14 protein-coding genes are annotated in these 15,784 nt (G+C 61.6%); 9 read left to right on the top strand and 5 right to left on the bottom strand.

Annotation, left to right across the window (positions count from 1 at the left end; all coding sequences use genetic code 11):
• The first annotated feature begins 11 nt into the window (after positions 1–11).
• Complete coding sequence (locus tag GH657_RS13080) at positions 12–1,286, top strand: THUMP domain-containing class I SAM-dependent RNA methyltransferase (RefSeq protein ID WP_153101311.1); 1,275 nt, start codon at positions 12–14, stop codon at positions 1,284–1,286.
• A gap of 277 nt (positions 1,287–1,563) precedes the next feature.
• Positions 1,564–2,877: a serine hydrolase domain-containing protein gene (locus tag GH657_RS13085; RefSeq protein WP_153101312.1), complete on the top strand. Its 1,314-nt coding sequence runs from the start codon at positions 1,564–1,566 to the stop codon at positions 2,875–2,877.
• 146 nt (positions 2,878–3,023) lie between these two features.
• Here GH657_RS13085 and GH657_RS13090 read toward each other — a convergent pair whose 3' ends face one another.
• The 3 genes from GH657_RS13090 to GH657_RS13100 form a co-directional block, all read right to left on the bottom strand.
• Entirely contained in the window at positions 3,024–4,475 is a 1,452-nt protein-coding gene (locus GH657_RS13090) for an NAD(P)(+) transhydrogenase (Re/Si-specific) subunit beta (RefSeq protein WP_153101313.1), read from the bottom strand.
• Positions 4,472–4,828: an NAD(P) transhydrogenase subunit alpha part 2 gene (locus tag GH657_RS13095; protein WP_153101314.1), complete on the bottom strand. Its 357-nt coding sequence runs from the start codon at positions 4,826–4,828 to the stop codon at positions 4,472–4,474. The genes GH657_RS13090 and GH657_RS13095 overlap by 4 nt, the downstream gene beginning before the upstream one ends.
• A gap of 67 nt (positions 4,829–4,895) precedes the next feature.
• On the bottom strand, positions 4,896–6,038 hold the full coding sequence (locus tag GH657_RS13100) for a Re/Si-specific NAD(P)(+) transhydrogenase subunit alpha (RefSeq protein ID WP_153101315.1): 1,143 nt from the start codon (positions 6,036–6,038) through the stop codon (positions 4,896–4,898).
• A gap of 493 nt (positions 6,039–6,531) precedes the next feature.
• On the opposite strand from GH657_RS13100, the gene GH657_RS13105 reads away from it, so the two are divergent.
• The 5 genes from GH657_RS13105 (at position 6,532) to GH657_RS13125 (ending at position 10,689) form a co-directional block, all read left to right on the top strand.
• Positions 6,532–6,810, top strand: coding sequence for a hypothetical protein (locus GH657_RS13105; protein WP_153101316.1), 279 nt, complete (start codon positions 6,532–6,534; stop codon positions 6,808–6,810).
• Positions 6,797–7,108, top strand: a complete 312-nt coding sequence (locus GH657_RS13110) for a hypothetical protein (protein ID WP_246174073.1) — start codon at positions 6,797–6,799, stop codon at positions 7,106–7,108. Before GH657_RS13105 ends, GH657_RS13110 begins: the two co-directional genes overlap by 14 nt.
• Positions 7,109–7,306: 198 nt before the next feature.
• The gene (locus GH657_RS13115; RefSeq protein WP_153101317.1) at positions 7,307–7,837 is read left to right on the top strand and encodes an NUDIX hydrolase; all 531 of its coding nucleotides are present in this window, start codon (positions 7,307–7,309) and stop codon (positions 7,835–7,837) included.
• On the top strand, positions 7,834–9,000 hold the full coding sequence (gene mnmA / locus GH657_RS13120) for a tRNA 2-thiouridine(34) synthase MnmA (protein ID WP_153101318.1): 1,167 nt from the start codon (positions 7,834–7,836) through the stop codon (positions 8,998–9,000). The genes GH657_RS13115 and mnmA overlap by 4 nt, the downstream gene beginning before the upstream one ends.
• A gap of 69 nt (positions 9,001–9,069) precedes the next feature.
• Positions 9,070–10,689, top strand: a complete 1,620-nt coding sequence (locus tag GH657_RS13125) for an FMN-binding glutamate synthase family protein (RefSeq protein ID WP_153101319.1) — start codon at positions 9,070–9,072, stop codon at positions 10,687–10,689.
• A gap of 280 nt (positions 10,690–10,969) precedes the next feature.
• On the opposite strand, the gene GH657_RS13130 is transcribed toward GH657_RS13125, so the two are convergent.
• Positions 10,970–11,488 (bottom strand): hypothetical protein, encoded by a 519-nt coding sequence (locus GH657_RS13130; RefSeq protein ID WP_153101320.1) that lies wholly within the window; start codon positions 11,486–11,488, stop codon positions 10,970–10,972.
• 301 nt (positions 11,489–11,789) lie between these two features.
• Positions 11,790–12,401: a glutathione S-transferase C-terminal domain-containing protein gene (locus GH657_RS13135; protein ID WP_153101321.1), complete on the bottom strand. Its 612-nt coding sequence runs from the start codon at positions 12,399–12,401 to the stop codon at positions 11,790–11,792.
• 287 nt (positions 12,402–12,688) lie between these two features.
• Here GH657_RS13135 and GH657_RS13140 point away from each other — a divergent pair, with 287 nt between their 5' ends.
• Both GH657_RS13140 and GH657_RS13145 read left to right on the top strand, forming a co-directional pair.
• Positions 12,689–14,263 carry an aminopeptidase P N-terminal domain-containing protein gene (locus GH657_RS13140; protein ID WP_153101322.1) on the top strand — a complete coding sequence of 525 codons (1,575 nt, stop codon included), beginning with the start codon at positions 12,689–12,691 and terminating at the stop codon, positions 14,261–14,263.
• 15 nt (positions 14,264–14,278) lie between these two features.
• Positions 14,279–15,559, top strand: coding sequence for a UbiH/UbiF/VisC/COQ6 family ubiquinone biosynthesis hydroxylase (locus GH657_RS13145; protein ID WP_153101323.1), 1,281 nt, complete (start codon positions 14,279–14,281; stop codon positions 15,557–15,559).
• Positions 15,560–15,784: the final 225 nt, after the last annotated feature.

The raw sequence follows: 15,784 nt of genomic DNA on the forward strand, positions 1-15,784 counted from the left end.
CGGCCTCGCTCATGTCCTTCGATTTTTTTATTCCCTGCCCGCGCGGCCTTGAAGCGACGCTCGCCGCCGAGCTCGGCGAAATCGCCGCGCGGTATTTGTCCGGCGCCCCCTTTACGCCTGGCGCGCAAGTGCCCGGTGGGGTGCATTTTCGCGGCGGCTGGGCAGCAGGGATGGCGGCCAACCTGCATTCGCGCATTGCCAGCCGGGTGCTGCTGAAAATCGCGCAACGCCCCTATCGCAGCGAACAGGACATCTACGCCTTCGCGCTCGAACAGCGCTGGGAGCAATGGTTTTCCGCACGCGAAACCTTGCGTGTCGATGTCACCGCGATCAAATCGCCGTTGCGCAGCCTCGAATTCACCACGCTGCGCATCAAGGACGCGATCTGCGACCGGCTGCGCGACGTCAGCGGCGCGCGGCCCAGCATCGACACCAGCACGCCTGATGTCCGCGTCTTCGCCTTCCTCACGGCGACCGAATGCACGCTCTATCTCGACACCTCAGGCGACCCGCTCTTCAAGCGCGGCTGGCGCCTCGACAAAGGCGCGGCGCCGCTGCGCGAGAACCTCGCGGCCGGCATCCTGCGTCTGACCGGCTGGCAGGCCGGCACGCCGCTGTATGACCCGATGTGCGGCAGCGGCACCTTCCTCGCGGAAGCCGCCCAGGTCGCGCTGGGGATCGCGCCGGGGGCGGAACGGAATTTCGGTTTCGAAAAACTCAAGCAATACGACGCGCCCGCGTGGAAATCGCTGAAAAACGCCGCCCTCGAAACAAAACGCGCAGCGCGTGTTTCGCAGGCCGATCTGCAGATTTTTGGCAGCGATATTTCCGGCGACATGCTCGACAAGGCACGCGCCAATTTCGCCCGTGCGGGCTTGCCTGTGATTCCGCTCAAGCAGGTTGACGCGCGTGGCATGACACCGCCCACTTCAACCCCCGGCATCCTGGTGGCCAATCCGCCGTATGGCGAGCGCATCGAGGTACGGGGGCGCAATGCGCGCGGCGAGCTGCGCGAGAGCCAGGCAGGACGTGAAAGCCGCGGTGCGGAGAACTTTCAGCGGGTGCATGAAGAAGCGCCCGATGCCGAGTTTTTTCAGTTGCTGGGCGACTCGCTCAAGCAGCGTTTTACGGGCTGGCACGCGTTTATCCTGACATCGGACCGCAAGCTTCCTGGCCTGCTGCGTCTGCGTGAATCGACCAAAACACCGCTCTTCAATGGCGCGCTCGAATGCCGTCTGTTCCGCTTCGATTTGATCGCGGGCAGCGTGCGGCAACGGCCTGCCTAACGTCACCGCGTCACCGCGTCACCGCGTCACCGGCAGTTGAAAAAAGTGGGCCGCGCCTAACGGATGCGGCCCACTTTCGTTTACCTCCTGTTTTGCGCTTTCTTCGTCATGCGATAACTCGCGGCCGAATTAAAACGCATCAAATTATGAGATACCCGAAAATAAACGAACACGTTTATCATGTCGCGGCGGCTAAAAACCCTCATGGCCGCAATAATCTCAATACAAATCCGCCTTCAAAAACGTGCTTCGCTTTTTATACGGGAGTTTCAACAAAATGATCAATTACAAAACCAGGCTTCTGGTTTTATCTGTTTTCGCCTTACTCGCTGTCAACGTCAATGCCAAAAATACAGGGAATATCTGCGGCATTGCCGGCCTGGAAACCTGCCCGACGCCCGTTGATAAAAATCTGCCGGATGTCAAAAACATGCTGACCTGGAATAAAGCAGAGCGATTAATCGGCTTCAGAAATGATTATCGTGCTTATCCCGGCGATATTTTCAAGCATGGCGCGGCATTTCCCTTGCCCCATGCTGAAAAAAATCTGGCCAACGCCAGTTATAGCGTGAATGGCCAGAATTATCATCTTGCCGACTATATCAAGCGGGAAAATGTCACAGGGCTTCTCGTTATAAAAAATGGGAAAATCGCCTATGAATATTATGGCGGCGGCAATACTAAAAATACCTTATGGACCTCCCGTTCCGTCGGCAAATCGATTGTTTCAACCTTGCTCGGCGCGGCCATCAAGGATGGAAAGATTAAATCGCTGGATGACAAACTGACGGTGTATAAACCCGATCTCAAGGGCACAGCCTGGGAGGACGTCACGTTAAAACAGCTGTTGCAACATACGTCAGGGGTTAACTGGAATGAAGATTATACAAATCCCGCCTCCGATTTTTCCCGCTTAACGCAATGCGAAGCCAACGCGGATACTTATCACTGTGTCGCAAAACTGGTCTATGGCGTCAGCCGCCGGGCCGATGTCAAACCCGGTGAAATCTGGTCCTATACAACCGGAGGCGCATGGCTGCTAGGCGATATTCTGGAGCAGGCCACCGGAATGCCCATCGCCCATTATCTTGAACAGAAAATCTGGATTCCATTCGGTATGGCCAGCGATGGCGTTTGGCATTCGTATGAACTCGGCAAACACGATATGGGCGGGCATGGTTTTAATGCGACTTTGGAAGACTGGGGACGTTTTGGCTTGTTTGTCTTGCGCAATGGCACTTTACGCAATGGACAAACGATATTGCCAGACGGCTGGATCAAGGAAGCATCGCAGTGGAATACCGCTAAAAATTCGGTTTCAGTGGCCCATCCTGAAGGCATTTACGGCTATCAATGGTGGAATAACAGCGTTCCGGCCAATGCGGGGATGGTTGAACCCAAAGGAGGCGCCGATACCCGCGAGGCTCTGTGGGCGCTAGGCATATTTGGCCAGATCATCGCGGTCAATCAAAAAGAAAATCTGGTCATGGTTCAATGGTCAACATGGGATAAGGCCGAACCTTCATTCAATGCCGAGCCGCTTGAAACATCGCTCATGTTCAACGCCATCGCGCAAGCGCTCAAAAACTGAGGCGCACATCCCGTCACACATGACGCGCAGCAGTGCAAGGCCTGCCGCGCGTCATGTCCTTCATGTCCGGCCGCTCGATTCATGCGTTTTCGATTCAAACGTTTGACTCATACATTTTCGACTCATGCGTTTTCGATTCAAGCGCCTTACTCAAGCGCTTTCACCATGTCCTCGATGACCTTCTTCGCATCGCCAAAGACCATCATCGTTTTGTCCAGATAGAACAAGTCGTTATCCAGCCCGGCATACCCGGCCGCCATCGAGCGTTTGTTGACGATCACCGTGCGCGCCTTGTACGCCTCGATAATCGGCATCCCGGCAATCGGTGATGACGGGTCGTTTTTCGCGGCTGGGTTCACCACGTCGTTGGCCCCCAGCACCAGCACCACATCTGTCTCGCCGAACGCGCTGTTGATGTCGTCCATTTCATAGACCTGCTCATACGGCACCTCAGCTTCAGCCAGCAACACGTTCATGTGCCCCGGCATCCGCCCGGCCACCGGATGAATCGCATAGCGCACGTCGATGCCCTTCGCCGCCAGCTTGGTGCTCAGCTCCTTTAACGCGTGCTGCGCGCGCGCCACCGCGAGGCCATAGCCCGGCACGATCACCACCGATTCCGCGTTGCCCAGCATAAACGCCGCATCATCGGCCGAACCTGATTTAACGGGCCGCTGCTCGCGCGCGCCACTCGCCGCCACGCCCGGCTGCGCGCCGAAGCCGCCCAGCAACACATTGAAAAACGAGCGGTTCATCGCGCGGCACATGATGTACGAGAGGATCGCTCCCGACGAGCCCACCAGCGAGCCCGCGATAATCAGCATCGGATTGTTCAGCGAAAAGCCAATCCCCGCCGCCGCCCAGCCTGAATACGAGTTCAGCATCGACACCACTACCGGCATGTCCGCGCCGCCAATCGGGATGATGATGAGCACACCGAGCGCGAACGCGATCAGCGTCATCACGATGAATGGCAACCACGCCTGGGTGAACAAGAACACCACGCCAAAGCCGAGCATTGCCAGCGCCAGCACCAGGTTCAGCAGATGCTGGCCGGCGTAGACCACCGGCGCGCCCTGAAACAGCCGGAACCGATACTTGCCCGACAGCTTGCCAAAGGCGATCACCGACCCCGAGAACGTAATCGCGCCCACAAACGTGCCGATCACTAACTCGACCCGGTTGCCGTAGGGCAGAAAGCCCGGCGCCGTGCCATCGGCCGCGCCCAGCCCGAACGCGGCAGGCTCCGATACCACCGCGTAAGCAATGCACACGGCAGCGAGGCCAATCAGCGAATGCATCGCCGCGACGAGTTCGGGCATCTTCGTCATCTCGACGCGCGCGGCGATCACCGCGCCTACCGCCCCTCCCACCACCAGCGCCGCCAGCACCAGGCTCAGCCCGAGCGTCAGGTTGGCGCCGAGGAACGTGGCCTGCCTCATGATGAGCGCGAGCGTCGTGACAATCGCCAGCGCCATGCCTGCCATGCCGAACAGGTTGCCGCGACGCGCGCTGTTCGGATTCGACAGCCCCTTGAGCGCCTGAATGAAACACACCGACGCCACCAGATACAGCAACGTAACCACGTTCATGCTCATGGCGTGTTCTCCGTGACCGTAGCGGAATCGGCAGCGAGCGCGGGCGCTGAAGGTTTGGCGCTGGGGGACTTCTTGCGGAACATCGCCAGCATGCGGCGCGTCACCAGAAAACCGCCAAACACGTTGACCGCCGCCAGCGCCACCGCCAGCGTGCCAAAGACCTTGCCGCTATCGCCCACGGTCAGGCTTGCCGCGAGCATCGCGCCGACGATCACAATCGCTGAAATCGCATTGGTCACCGCCATCAGCGGCGTGTGCAACGCGGGGGTGACGTTCCAGACGACGTGGTAGCCGACGTAGATCGCCAGCACAAAAATAATCAGGTTCATCACCGTGTGGCTGATGAGTTCCATCGTGAAGCCTCCTGTGGATGCTGAATGCTGAATGCTGAAGGTGAACCCCGTGCCGGGTTCGCCAGGTCTAGCGCGCCAGTGCGCCCGCGCGGGCCAGCAGCGTGGCCGCGACGATATCGTCTTCGAGATCGAGCTTGAATGTGCCTTGCTCCGTGACAATCAGCCGGACGAAATCAAACAGGTTGCGCGCGTAGAGCGCCGAGGCATCCGCCGCTACGCGCGATGCCAGGTTGGTGTAGCCCACCAGTTGCACGCCGTGCCGCGTCACGATCTGATCGGCTTCGGTGAGCGGGCAGTTACCGCCCGCGCGATCCGCGCCCGCCACCGGCGCACCACGCCCGGCGGCCAGATCGACGATGATCGAGCCAGGTTTCATCGCCTGCACGGTTTCGGCGGCAATCAGCGTCGGCGCGGCGCGCCCTGGAATCAGCGCGGTCGTAATCACGATATCGGCCTCCAGCGCGCGCGCATGTACCAGCGCGGCCTGGCGTTGCAGCCAGCCTGCTGGCATCGGCCGGGCGTAGCCGCCTGTGCCTTGCGCAGCCTCGCGTTCTTCGTCGGTCTCGTAGGGCACCTCGAGAAACTTCGCTCCGAGCGATTCGATCTGCTCTTTCACGGCCGGGCGCACATCGGAGGCTTCAACCACGGCGCCCAGGCGCTTGGCCGTGGCAATCGCCTGCAAACCCGCCACGCCCGCGCCCAGCACCAGCACGCGCGCCGCCTTGACCGTGCCGGCCGCTGTCATCAGCATCGGCATGAAGCGTCCGTACAGGTCCGCCGCAACTAGCACGGCCTTGTAACCCGCGATATTCGCCTGCGACGAAAGCACGTCGAGGCTTTGCGCCCGCGTCGTGCGGGGCGCGGCTTCGAGTGCGAACGCGGTGACGCCGGTGGCCGCGAGCGCTGCGGCTTGGGTCGTATTAAAAGGATCGAGCATGCCCACCAGCACCGCACCCGCTTTGAGCAGCGGTAATTCGGCGGCGCCTGGGGCCTGGACTTTGAGAATGAGTTCGGTGGCCCACGCCGTGGTGGCGTCGGTCAGTTGCGCGCCCGCTGCGGCATAGGCGTCGTCGGGATAGCTGGCTGCCGCCCCCGCGCCGCGCTCCACACTTACCGTGTGGCCTTGCGCCACATATTTGCGCACGGTTTCGGGCGTGGCGGCAACCCGGGTTTCGTGCGCGCGGGTCTCGGCTGGCACTCCGATATGCATCGTTGAATCCTCCTCGGCCTTCCTGCTGGAACAACAGTGACGGCAGCCACGCCCCGAGGTACACCCAAAACCGAGGCGCAACGGCAACCGCGCCACTGTAACCGAAGCGGCCCCCGCACCGGTAGCGCGGGCATTCCCGTGGAGCACGCGTGGCGCACGTGGCACGTGTGCCATTCATTTCGCCTTTACTGGCGAAACCAGCATGCCCCCAGGATGATGGGCCAATCAAAACGCATAGGCGAAGCCAGGCGGCTCGCCGCAGGCCGACAACTGTTCCGCCAAGCTTTGGCATGCGTTACCGGCTTTTCTGACAAGGGTGCGTCGTCATCTCAAAAATGTTATATAGCAACGTCAACGGAACGCTTCGGCAACCCGTTGGGAGGACAAGCGTTTTGCCTGATCCTGATCAATCCGGAAAAGTCGGTAAGCCGCCCGCCTGCGGAACACCCGGCAGGCTCGTCCGAAAACACAACCCCTTGTATGGAAACGAAAAATGAAATTCCACCGTCTGGCCGCACTGTTGCCCATCGTTTATCTCACCGCTGGCATTGCTAGCGCGTCTGCCCAGCCCGTAGAAGACGTGAGTTACGCCCGTCACCCGGAACTCGCTGCTGCACAAGCCTCGATTCGTCAGGCGTTCGGCCAGATCAGCCGGGCCCAGGAAGCCAACTACAATCGCCTCGGCGACCACGCTGACCGGGCCAAGCGCCTGCTGGATGAGGCAAGCGCTGAACTGAAAGCGGCTGCGGAGTACGCTAATGGCCGCTACTAACCCCCTGCGCAAGCTGGGCCTCAACGCTGTCAGACTGGCCGGCACGGGCCTGGTGGCCGCGGCCCTGGGCGGCTGTGCCGCCCAGGGCGTGCCACCGCCTGAGCAGGACATCAGTTGGCAGCTTCATCCGCTGCTGGCGCAGGCGCAGGTTTCGATCCGCCGCGCCTACGATGAAACCAGCCAGGCCCAGGTGGCCAACCGGAATCAGCTTGGCGACCATGCTGAACGGGCCAAAGCCCTGCTGGATGAAGCAAGCGCTGAACTCAAGGCTGCGGCGGAATACGCCAACATGCGTTAAACGCCAACACCAGGCATGAAATGCGACAAGGGATGACGGGGCCATCACGGCTCGTCATCTCTTGTCGCGTTGATTTTGCTGTTTGCCGTTTGCCGTTTGCCGCGCCTCTCCAGGAAGGCCCGCGCCACCCGCGGCCAGCGCTTCGTGGAGACACCGGTTCGTCACGCTTAAACCGCATAGACGGTAAAATGCGCCTCCATGAAACCTCAAACTTGGGCGGCACATGTCACGGTCGCCGCCATCATCGAACATCATGGGCGTTTTCTCGTCGTCGAAGAACACACCGCTGACGGATTACGACTGAACCAGCCCGCAGGCCACCTGGAACCCGGCGAAACCCTCCTCGAAGCGGTCCAGCGCGAAACCCTCGAAGAAACCACTCAACCCTTCACCCCTACCGCGCTGGTGGGTGTCTACATGACGCACGTCGACCAGCCCGCCCAGCCAGCCGGCATCACCTATCTGCGCTTTGCCTACTGCGGCACCTGTGACGCGCCACGAGCAGGCAGCACGCTCGACGCCGATATCGTGCGCACGCTATGGCTCAGCGCCGACGAGTTACGCGCCTGCGCACCACGGCATCGCACGCCGCTGGTCATGCGCTGCTTCGACGACTATCTCGCCGGACAGCGCTTTCCCCTCGATCTGGTACACACTCACGCCCTCGCCCCCAAGGCACACGAAGCACACGGCAAGCACAGCCCAAGCCGCACAACGGACAACTCATGAGCCAGCAAAAAGTCGTAGTGGGCATGTCGGGCGGCGTCGATTCGTCGGTCACCGCCTGGCTGCTCAAACAACAGGGCTACGAGGTCGTCGGCCTGTTCATGAAAAACTGGGAAGACGACGACGACAGCGAATACTGCTCGGCGCGTCAGGACTGGATCGACGTGGTGTCGGTGGCGGACCTGATCGGCATTGATCTCGAAGCCGTCAATTTCGCCGCCGAATACAAAGACCGCGTCTTCGCCGAATTCCTGCGTGAATATTCAGCGGGCCGCACGCCCAACCCGGACGTGCTGTGCAACGCTGAAATCAAGTTCAAGGCGTTCCTCGATCACGCCCTCGCGCTGGGCGCGCAGACCATCGCCACAGGCCACTACGCGCGCGTGCGCGAAACCCCCGAAGGCCGCTTCGAGCTGCTCAAGGCGCTCGATCACACGAAAGATCAATCGTATTTCCTGCACCGGCTGAACCAGACGCAACTAGCGAAAACCCTGTTTCCGCTCGGCGAGATGCCGAAAACCCAGGTGCGCGAAATCGCCGCGCAAATCGGCCTGCCCAATGCAAGGAAAAAAGATTCGACCGGTATCTGCTTTATCGGCGAGCGGCCTTTTCGTGAGTTTCTCAACCGTTATCTGCCCACCCAGCCCGGCCCGATGAAAACGCCGGATGGCAAAGTGGTAGGCGAACATATCGGGCTGGCCTTCTATACCTTCGGCCAACGCAAAGGCATCGGTCTTGGCGGCAGCAAGGATGGCAGCGGCGAGCCCTGGTTCGTCGCCGCCAAAGATCTCGCCTCGAACACGCTCTACGTCGTGCAAGGCCATGACCATCCCTGGCTGCTCAGCCACACACTGCAGGCCGGCAACCCAAGCTGGGTCGCGGGCGTAGCGCCCGCCGCCGCGCTCGCCTGCGCGGCCAAGACCCGCTATCGCCAGGCCGACGCCACCTGCACCTTCAGCGCCCTCGGCACCTCGCAGCCTCCAGGCGGACACTTCGCGCTGAACTTCCGTGACGCGCAATGGGCCGTGACGCCCGGACAATCGGCGGTGCTGTACGACGGCGACGTGTGCCTCGGCGGCGGCATCATCGAAGCGGCGGATAGCGCTGCCCCCCTCACCCGAGCGCCGCAACAAGCCGCGTTGCTGACGCCGCGCCCGGCTGCTTGATGGCTTGATAGCTTGACCTGATCCGCCCATCTGACCTGACCCGATGCGTTGACCTCACTGGAGTCTTCAATGTTTTCTCGCCGCTATCTCGCCCTTTGGTGCGCTGTGCTGTTGCTGGTCTTTTGCGCCGTGCAGGCCACCGCGCACCGCCTCTCGTGGTTCTGGCTCAGCGTGCCGCTCGCCCTCGTCGTGCTCGGCGTGTTCGATCTCCGGCAAAAGCGCCACGCGATCTTGCGCAATTACCCGCTGTGGGGCCATCTACGCTTCCTCTTCGAGTTCATCCGCCCCGAGATTCGCCAGTATTTCGTCGAGGACGACACCGATGAAAAACCGTTCTCGCGGGCGCAGCGCACCATCGTCTACCAACGCGCGAAAAACGAAGTGGATAGCCGCCCCTACGGTACCGAACTCGACGTGAAAGCCGTGGCCCACGAGTGGATCAGCCATTCGCTCGCCCCCACCCAGCTCGAGAACCACGACTTCCGCCTCACCGTGGGCGTGGAGCGTGCCCAGCCGTATTCGCTGTCGAACTTCAACGTCTCCGCGATGAGCTTCGGCTCGCTGTCCGCGAACGCCATCATGGCGCTCAACCTCGGCGCGAAAAAAGGCAACTTCGCCCACGACACCGGCGAAGGCTCGATGTCGAAATATCACCGCAAACATGGCGGCGACATCATCTGGGAAATCGCTTCGGGCTACTTCGGCTGCCGCAACGATGATGGCACCTTCAACCCCGAGAAGTTCGCCCGGCAAGCCAGCGAGCCGCAGGTCAAGATGATCGAGATCAAGCTCTCGCAAGGTGCGAAACCCGGTCATGGCGGCGTGTTGCCCGCCGCCAAGATCACCGCCGAAATCGCTGAAACCCGTGGCGTGCCGATGGGCCGCGATTGTATTTCGCCGGCCACGCATTCCGAGTTTTCGACGCCGCGCGGGCTGCTCGAATTCGTCGAGCGGCTGCGTCAGCTATCGGGTGGCAAACCCACCGGCTTCAAGCTGTGCATCGGCCATCCCTGGGAGTTCTTCGGCATCGCCAAAGCCATGCTGGAAACCGGTATCCGGCCCGACTTCATCGTCGTCGACGGCGCGGAAGGCGGCACGGGCGCCGCGCCGCTGGAGTTCACCGATCACGTCGGCGTCCCGCTACAGGAAGGCTTGCTGCTGGTGCACAACACGCTGACCGGCATCGGCTTGCGCGAGCAGATCCGCATCGGTGCGAGCGGCAAGATGATTACCGCGTTCGATATCGCCAAGACACTGGCGATCGGTGCGGACTGGGTCAATGCCGCGCGCGGCTTTATGTTCGCGGTGGGCTGCATTCAGGCGCAGACCTGCCATACCGGCCGCTGCCCAACCGGCGTCGCCACCCAGGACACGGTGCGCCAGCAGGCGCTGGATGTGCCGGACAAGTCGGAGCGCGTCTTCAGCTTTCATCACAACACCTTGCATGCGCTGCAGGAACTCATTCAGGCAGCGGGGCTGCGGCATCCCTCGGAGTTGCGGGCGCATCACATCGTGCGGCGCGTGTCGTCGCATGAGGTGCGGCTGATGTCGGAGCTGCTCAAGTATCTGGAGCCGGGCGATCTGCTGCGGGGCAATTACCGTTACACGCTGTATGAGAAATGGTGGCCGCTGGCGCGCGCGGATTCGTTTGCAGCGCAAGGGCTGGAGGCCTGTGTGACGGCGCGCTGAAAGAACGATGAGGGCGCGTGAAAGTTGGATTTTATTTTTTATTGGTTCGAAAGCAATGCCAGCCGCGATTATTTTTAACGCAATGAATCGGGCTGGCGCAGGCGGATGAAGGTTGAATATTTTTGCCATGCAGGGCAAATCGAACGTTTGCTACATGTTTTGACACAACAATAAAAATATCGGGCAATCACATCACACAATAATTGACACCTGATTCAAACGGTTAATTTTTAAAATACATCATAAATTAACCGTCAAACCAGTTCATATTTTCCTGAAATCAGCCTCTACTTTCAAGCAAAGAGTTCATTTTATCCATAAATCGCAACCTTAATTCAGGCGTCCAATCAGCCATAATTTCGGATATGGTTTTATCCGTCTCAATACCACCTATTATCATTTTTGAGTCAAATATCTCTCCCTGATTTTCAGACATCCCCGCCACCCTTACTAAAAAGTCCATATACTTCGTATATAAAACTTCGAAATACGCATTACCGCCCGCGTTAATCTCCTTCGACACGTCCACTGGCGGGGCAATATCTGAACCCTGCTCCCTGATTCTTTTTTTAGCCGGGTCAATATCTGGACCCTCCTCCCTGATTCTTTTTGTAGAATCAGAAGTATCGGCATCAAGGTAATTAGGTGTAGCTGGCGGAGCTAAATTTGAACCCTGTTCTGATGCACGAGGTTCTCGGGGTCCATCAGCATTTCCACCTACCTGGTCTGGGGGATTCGTATTGGACGGAGTCGAACCAGTTACTTTTGGCATGAAACCAGAAATATGATTGCCGGACATAATAATTTCCATTAGTTATTTAAAATAACACCTATCCCGATGGAGAAAATCCATCCCGCTCTAAGTCACATGTTCCGGCCCAGTCGTTCCAAAATCCTCAAGATATTTCATCTGCAAACGGCCGTTTTAAACCATCCGCAACACCCCTCTGCCTGCATGGCAGCCCAGGCCGCACGCCAGGCAAACAAAAAACGCGGGCCTCTGAAAACCAGAGCCCGCGTTCACCGCGTTCGCCGCGCTGGTTACCCTCGCCCTCACGCCATCCCATCCAGCCTGAGCGCCACCGGCCCCATCAAGAGCGTTAATTCACCGGCACCGTATCCGCAAACGAGGGCCGCTGCGCCAGCTTCTCGGCATGCCGCGCCAGCACGGGCCACGCTTCACGCCAGTTCAGCTCCGGCTGGCGAAAATCCAGATAGCCCAGCGCACAGCCCACCGCGATATCCGCGAGCGTGTAGCGGTTGCCGCAGCACCACAGCTTGCTCCCCAAGCCCTGCGCCATCGCCGCCAGCCCGCCGTCGATCTTCTGCTGCTGGCGCGCCACCCATGCCGCGCTACGATGCTCGGCCGGGCGTTGCGTGCTCTCCAGCCGGATCAGCACGGCCGCATCCATCATGCCGTCGGCCAGCGCCTCCCAGCAGCGCACTTCGACCCGCTCCCGGCCCGATGCCGGAATCAGCCGCGCCACCGGCGACAGCGTGTCGGCGTACTCGCAGATCACGCGTGAATCAAACACCGCCTCGCCATCTTCCATCACGAGGCAGGGCACCTTGCCCAGCGGGTTGGACGTGTGGATCGCGGTTTCAGCGGCCCAGACGTTTTCGAGCACCAGTTGGTAGTCGATCTTTTTTTCCGCGAGCACGATCCGTACCTTGCGCACATACGGGCTCCCTAGCGAACCGATGAGTTTCATCACATCTGCCTCTTTTCCTGGATGGTCTGGATGGTCTGGATTATCTGGAAGAATTTGCGCGAAGGTATTTCGGCGAAAGATGGGAAGTATACGTGGGATGGGCGCGATGGCCGTACGGCAGTATCGCTGGCACACGGGCCCAACGTCCAGCAGCCGGATGGCCAGGGCTTCGGGTCAGGCAGGCCAAAGCGTTTGCAGGACGCGATAACGGACAATAACGGCCCGCCGCGCAGCCGGCAACGGGGCCAACGACATGCGCTCACCGGCGACAACGCTACAATCCGTCGATGACCCAGCCGCCCTTGCCCTCCTCCCTGCCACCCGTGGCCGCCCTCGATCTCTACCGCCAGCGTCGTGCCCGCGTGCTGGCGGCGTTACGCGCCCAGGGCGGCGGCATCGCCCTGATTCCGACCGCAGCCGAAGTACGGCGCAACCGCGACATCGACTATCCCTACCGGCATGACAGCTATTTTTATTACCTGACAGGCTTCAGCGAGCCTGAAGCCCTGCTCGTGCTCGACGCCAGCGCCGCACCTGGCGCGCCAGCCTGCTTGCTCTTTTGCCGCGAACGCAACGCCCAGCGCGAAACCTGGGAAGGCCTGCGCTGCGGCCCGGAACGCGCGCCCGCGGTGCTGGGCGTCGATGCGGCCTTCGCCTTCGACGAGCGCGATACCTACTTGCCGCAACGGCTCTCGAACCAGCCCGCGCTGTATTACGCGCTAGGCACCTCGGCCGAACTCGATACCGCCGTGCGCGGCTGGCTCGATGCGGTGCGCGCACGGGGTCGCAGCGGGGTCACCGCGCCCACGGCGGCGTACGACCTGCTGCCACTGCTCGACGAAATGCGGCTGCACAAGGATGCGCACGAATGCGCGCTGATGCGTCGTGCCGGGCAGATTTCGGCACTGGCCCATCGCCGCGCGATGGCGGCTTGCCGCCCTGGCCTGCGGGAATATGCGCTCGAAGCCGAATTGCTCTACACCTTCCGCCAGCAGGGGGCCCAGGCACCCGCGTATGGCTCGATTGTCGCGGCCGGAGCCAACGCTTGCGTGCTGCACTATCCGGCGGGCGATACCGTGATCCAGGACGGTGACCTGATCCTGATCGACGCGGCCTGCGAACTCGACGGCTACGCCGCCGATATCACCCGCACGTTCCCGGCCAATGGCCGGTTTTCTCCGGCGCAGCGCGAGCTTTACGACATCGTGCTGGCCGCGCAGCAGGCGGCCATCGCGGCCACGCGCGCGGGCGCCAGTTTCGAGGCGCCGCATCAGGCGGCGCTTCAGGTGCTGGCGCAGGGGTTGCTGGATACCGGCATCCTCAGCCGCGAGCGGTACGCCAGCGCCGCCGACGTCATCGCCGAACGCGCCTATCTGCGCTTTTACATGCATCGCACGAGCCACTGGATCGGCATGGATGTGCACGATTGCGGCGATTATTTCGAACGCGAGGCTGGCAAGGGCGATCTGACTGATGCAGCCAGAACGCTGCAAACTGCGCAAACCGCGGCTGTCACGGACACGGCCAACGCTACGCACACCACGAATGTCACGAATGCCACGAACGCCACAAACACGGCCAGCGCCGCCCCGCGCGCCCGCACGCTGGCTGAATCCATGGCGCTCACGATCGAACCCGGCCTCTACATCCCCGCCGCCGACGACATACCGCCGCAATACTGGAACATCGGCATCCGCATCGAAGACGACGTGATCGTCACCGCCACCGGATGCGAGCTGCTCACGCGCGATGTGCCCGTCGAGGCCGATGCCATCGAAGCGCTCATGCAAGACGCCCGAAGCGCCCAGCACGTTCCGGACGCCCGTCCCCCGCACGCGACCGCTGGCAATGCGGCGGGCTGATTCCCCCACTCACTCATGACCTCATCGCCCTTGTCTACGCCGCCTTCCGTTCCAGCCCGCGCCACGGCCACACCCACGGCCACACCCACTGCCACCGCCCAAACCACCCCATGTCAATTCGACGTCACCATCGTCGGCGCGGGCCCGGTTGGCCTGGCACTCGCGGCATGGCTCACGCGTCGCAGCGCGACCCGTGCACTGTCCGTGGCACTGGTGGACGCGCGCGATCCCGCCAGCGCCCAAGGCGACCCGCGCGCGATTGCGATCTCGCACGGCAGCCGGACCCTGCTCGAAACCCTGTGCTGGCCCGCCGACGCCACGGCGATCAACCGCATCCACGTTTCGCAACGCGGCCATTTCGGCCGCACACTGATCGACCACACCGAACACGGCCTGCCCGCGCTGGGCTATGTGCTGCGTTATGGCTCAATTGTCCAGGCGCTGGCGCAAACGGTCAGCGGCACGCCTGTGCAGTGGTTTCAGTCGACCTCCGCGCACGCGCCCGAAGCCACGCCCGATGCAGTCCATCTGACGCTCAGCCCCACAATGAAAGAGACCGATACGGGGCCCGCGCACGACTTAAGCACCCGCATTCTGGTCAATGCCGAAGGCGGCCTGTTCGATGCTCAAAGCCCTCGCCGCACACGCCCCGAGGTACGGCGCGACTATGCACAAACCGCGCTGGTCGGCATCGTCAGCGTGGCGCAACCGCGAGCCCATGTCGCCTGGGAGCGCTTCACCGCCGAAGGCCCACTTGCGCTGCTGCCGCTGGGCGGCGCAGGCGAGGCCGATTTCGCCCTGGTCTGGTGCTGCACACCGGAGCAAGCCGCGCACCGCGCGGCACTGCCCGATGGAGCCTTCCTCGCCGAACTGGGCCGCGCCTTCGGCGGCTACATGGGCCGCTTCACCCGCATCCAGTCACGCGCGGCATTTCCGCTGGGCCTGAGTGCGCTCGAAACCCCCGTTCAGGGCCGCATCGCCGCCATTGGCAATGCCGCGCAAACGCTGCATCCGGTGGCAGGTCAAGGGCTCAATCTCGGGCTGCGCGATGCCTACGCTCTAGCCGACGCCCTGGCGCAGCATGGCGCGACGCCACTCGCGCTCGCCCTGTTCGCCCAGCGCCGTGCACGCGACCGGCGCCTAACGATTCGCGCGACCGACGCCCTGGCGCGTCTGTTTACGGTGGATGCGCCCGCGTTCGGCGCCGTGCGCGGTCTGGCGCTCAGCGCGCTCGACCTGGCACCGCCACTCAAGGCAGCGCTCGCGCGGCAGATGATGTTCGGCCAGCGCCGCTGATCTGAGTGAGGCAACAGCGCCTTGCCTGATACCCGCCTGGAGCACACGCACGGTGCTTCAGCGGAAATTTCATTCCATCCGCCCAGCCCATTTGAAATGGATAGGCTGCGATTGACGGTAAAATACGCGCTTCTCTTTTCTCTTATTTCTTGTGCCTCCATTCTGCGCGTACCCCCGCATCTCGCCGTGGAGGCTTACGGCACTGGCCCGGCACTGACCCTTTTC

Source organism: Paraburkholderia hayleyella (assembly GCF_009455685.1).
Taxonomy (GTDB): domain Bacteria; phylum Pseudomonadota; class Gammaproteobacteria; order Burkholderiales; family Burkholderiaceae; genus Paraburkholderia; species Paraburkholderia hayleyella.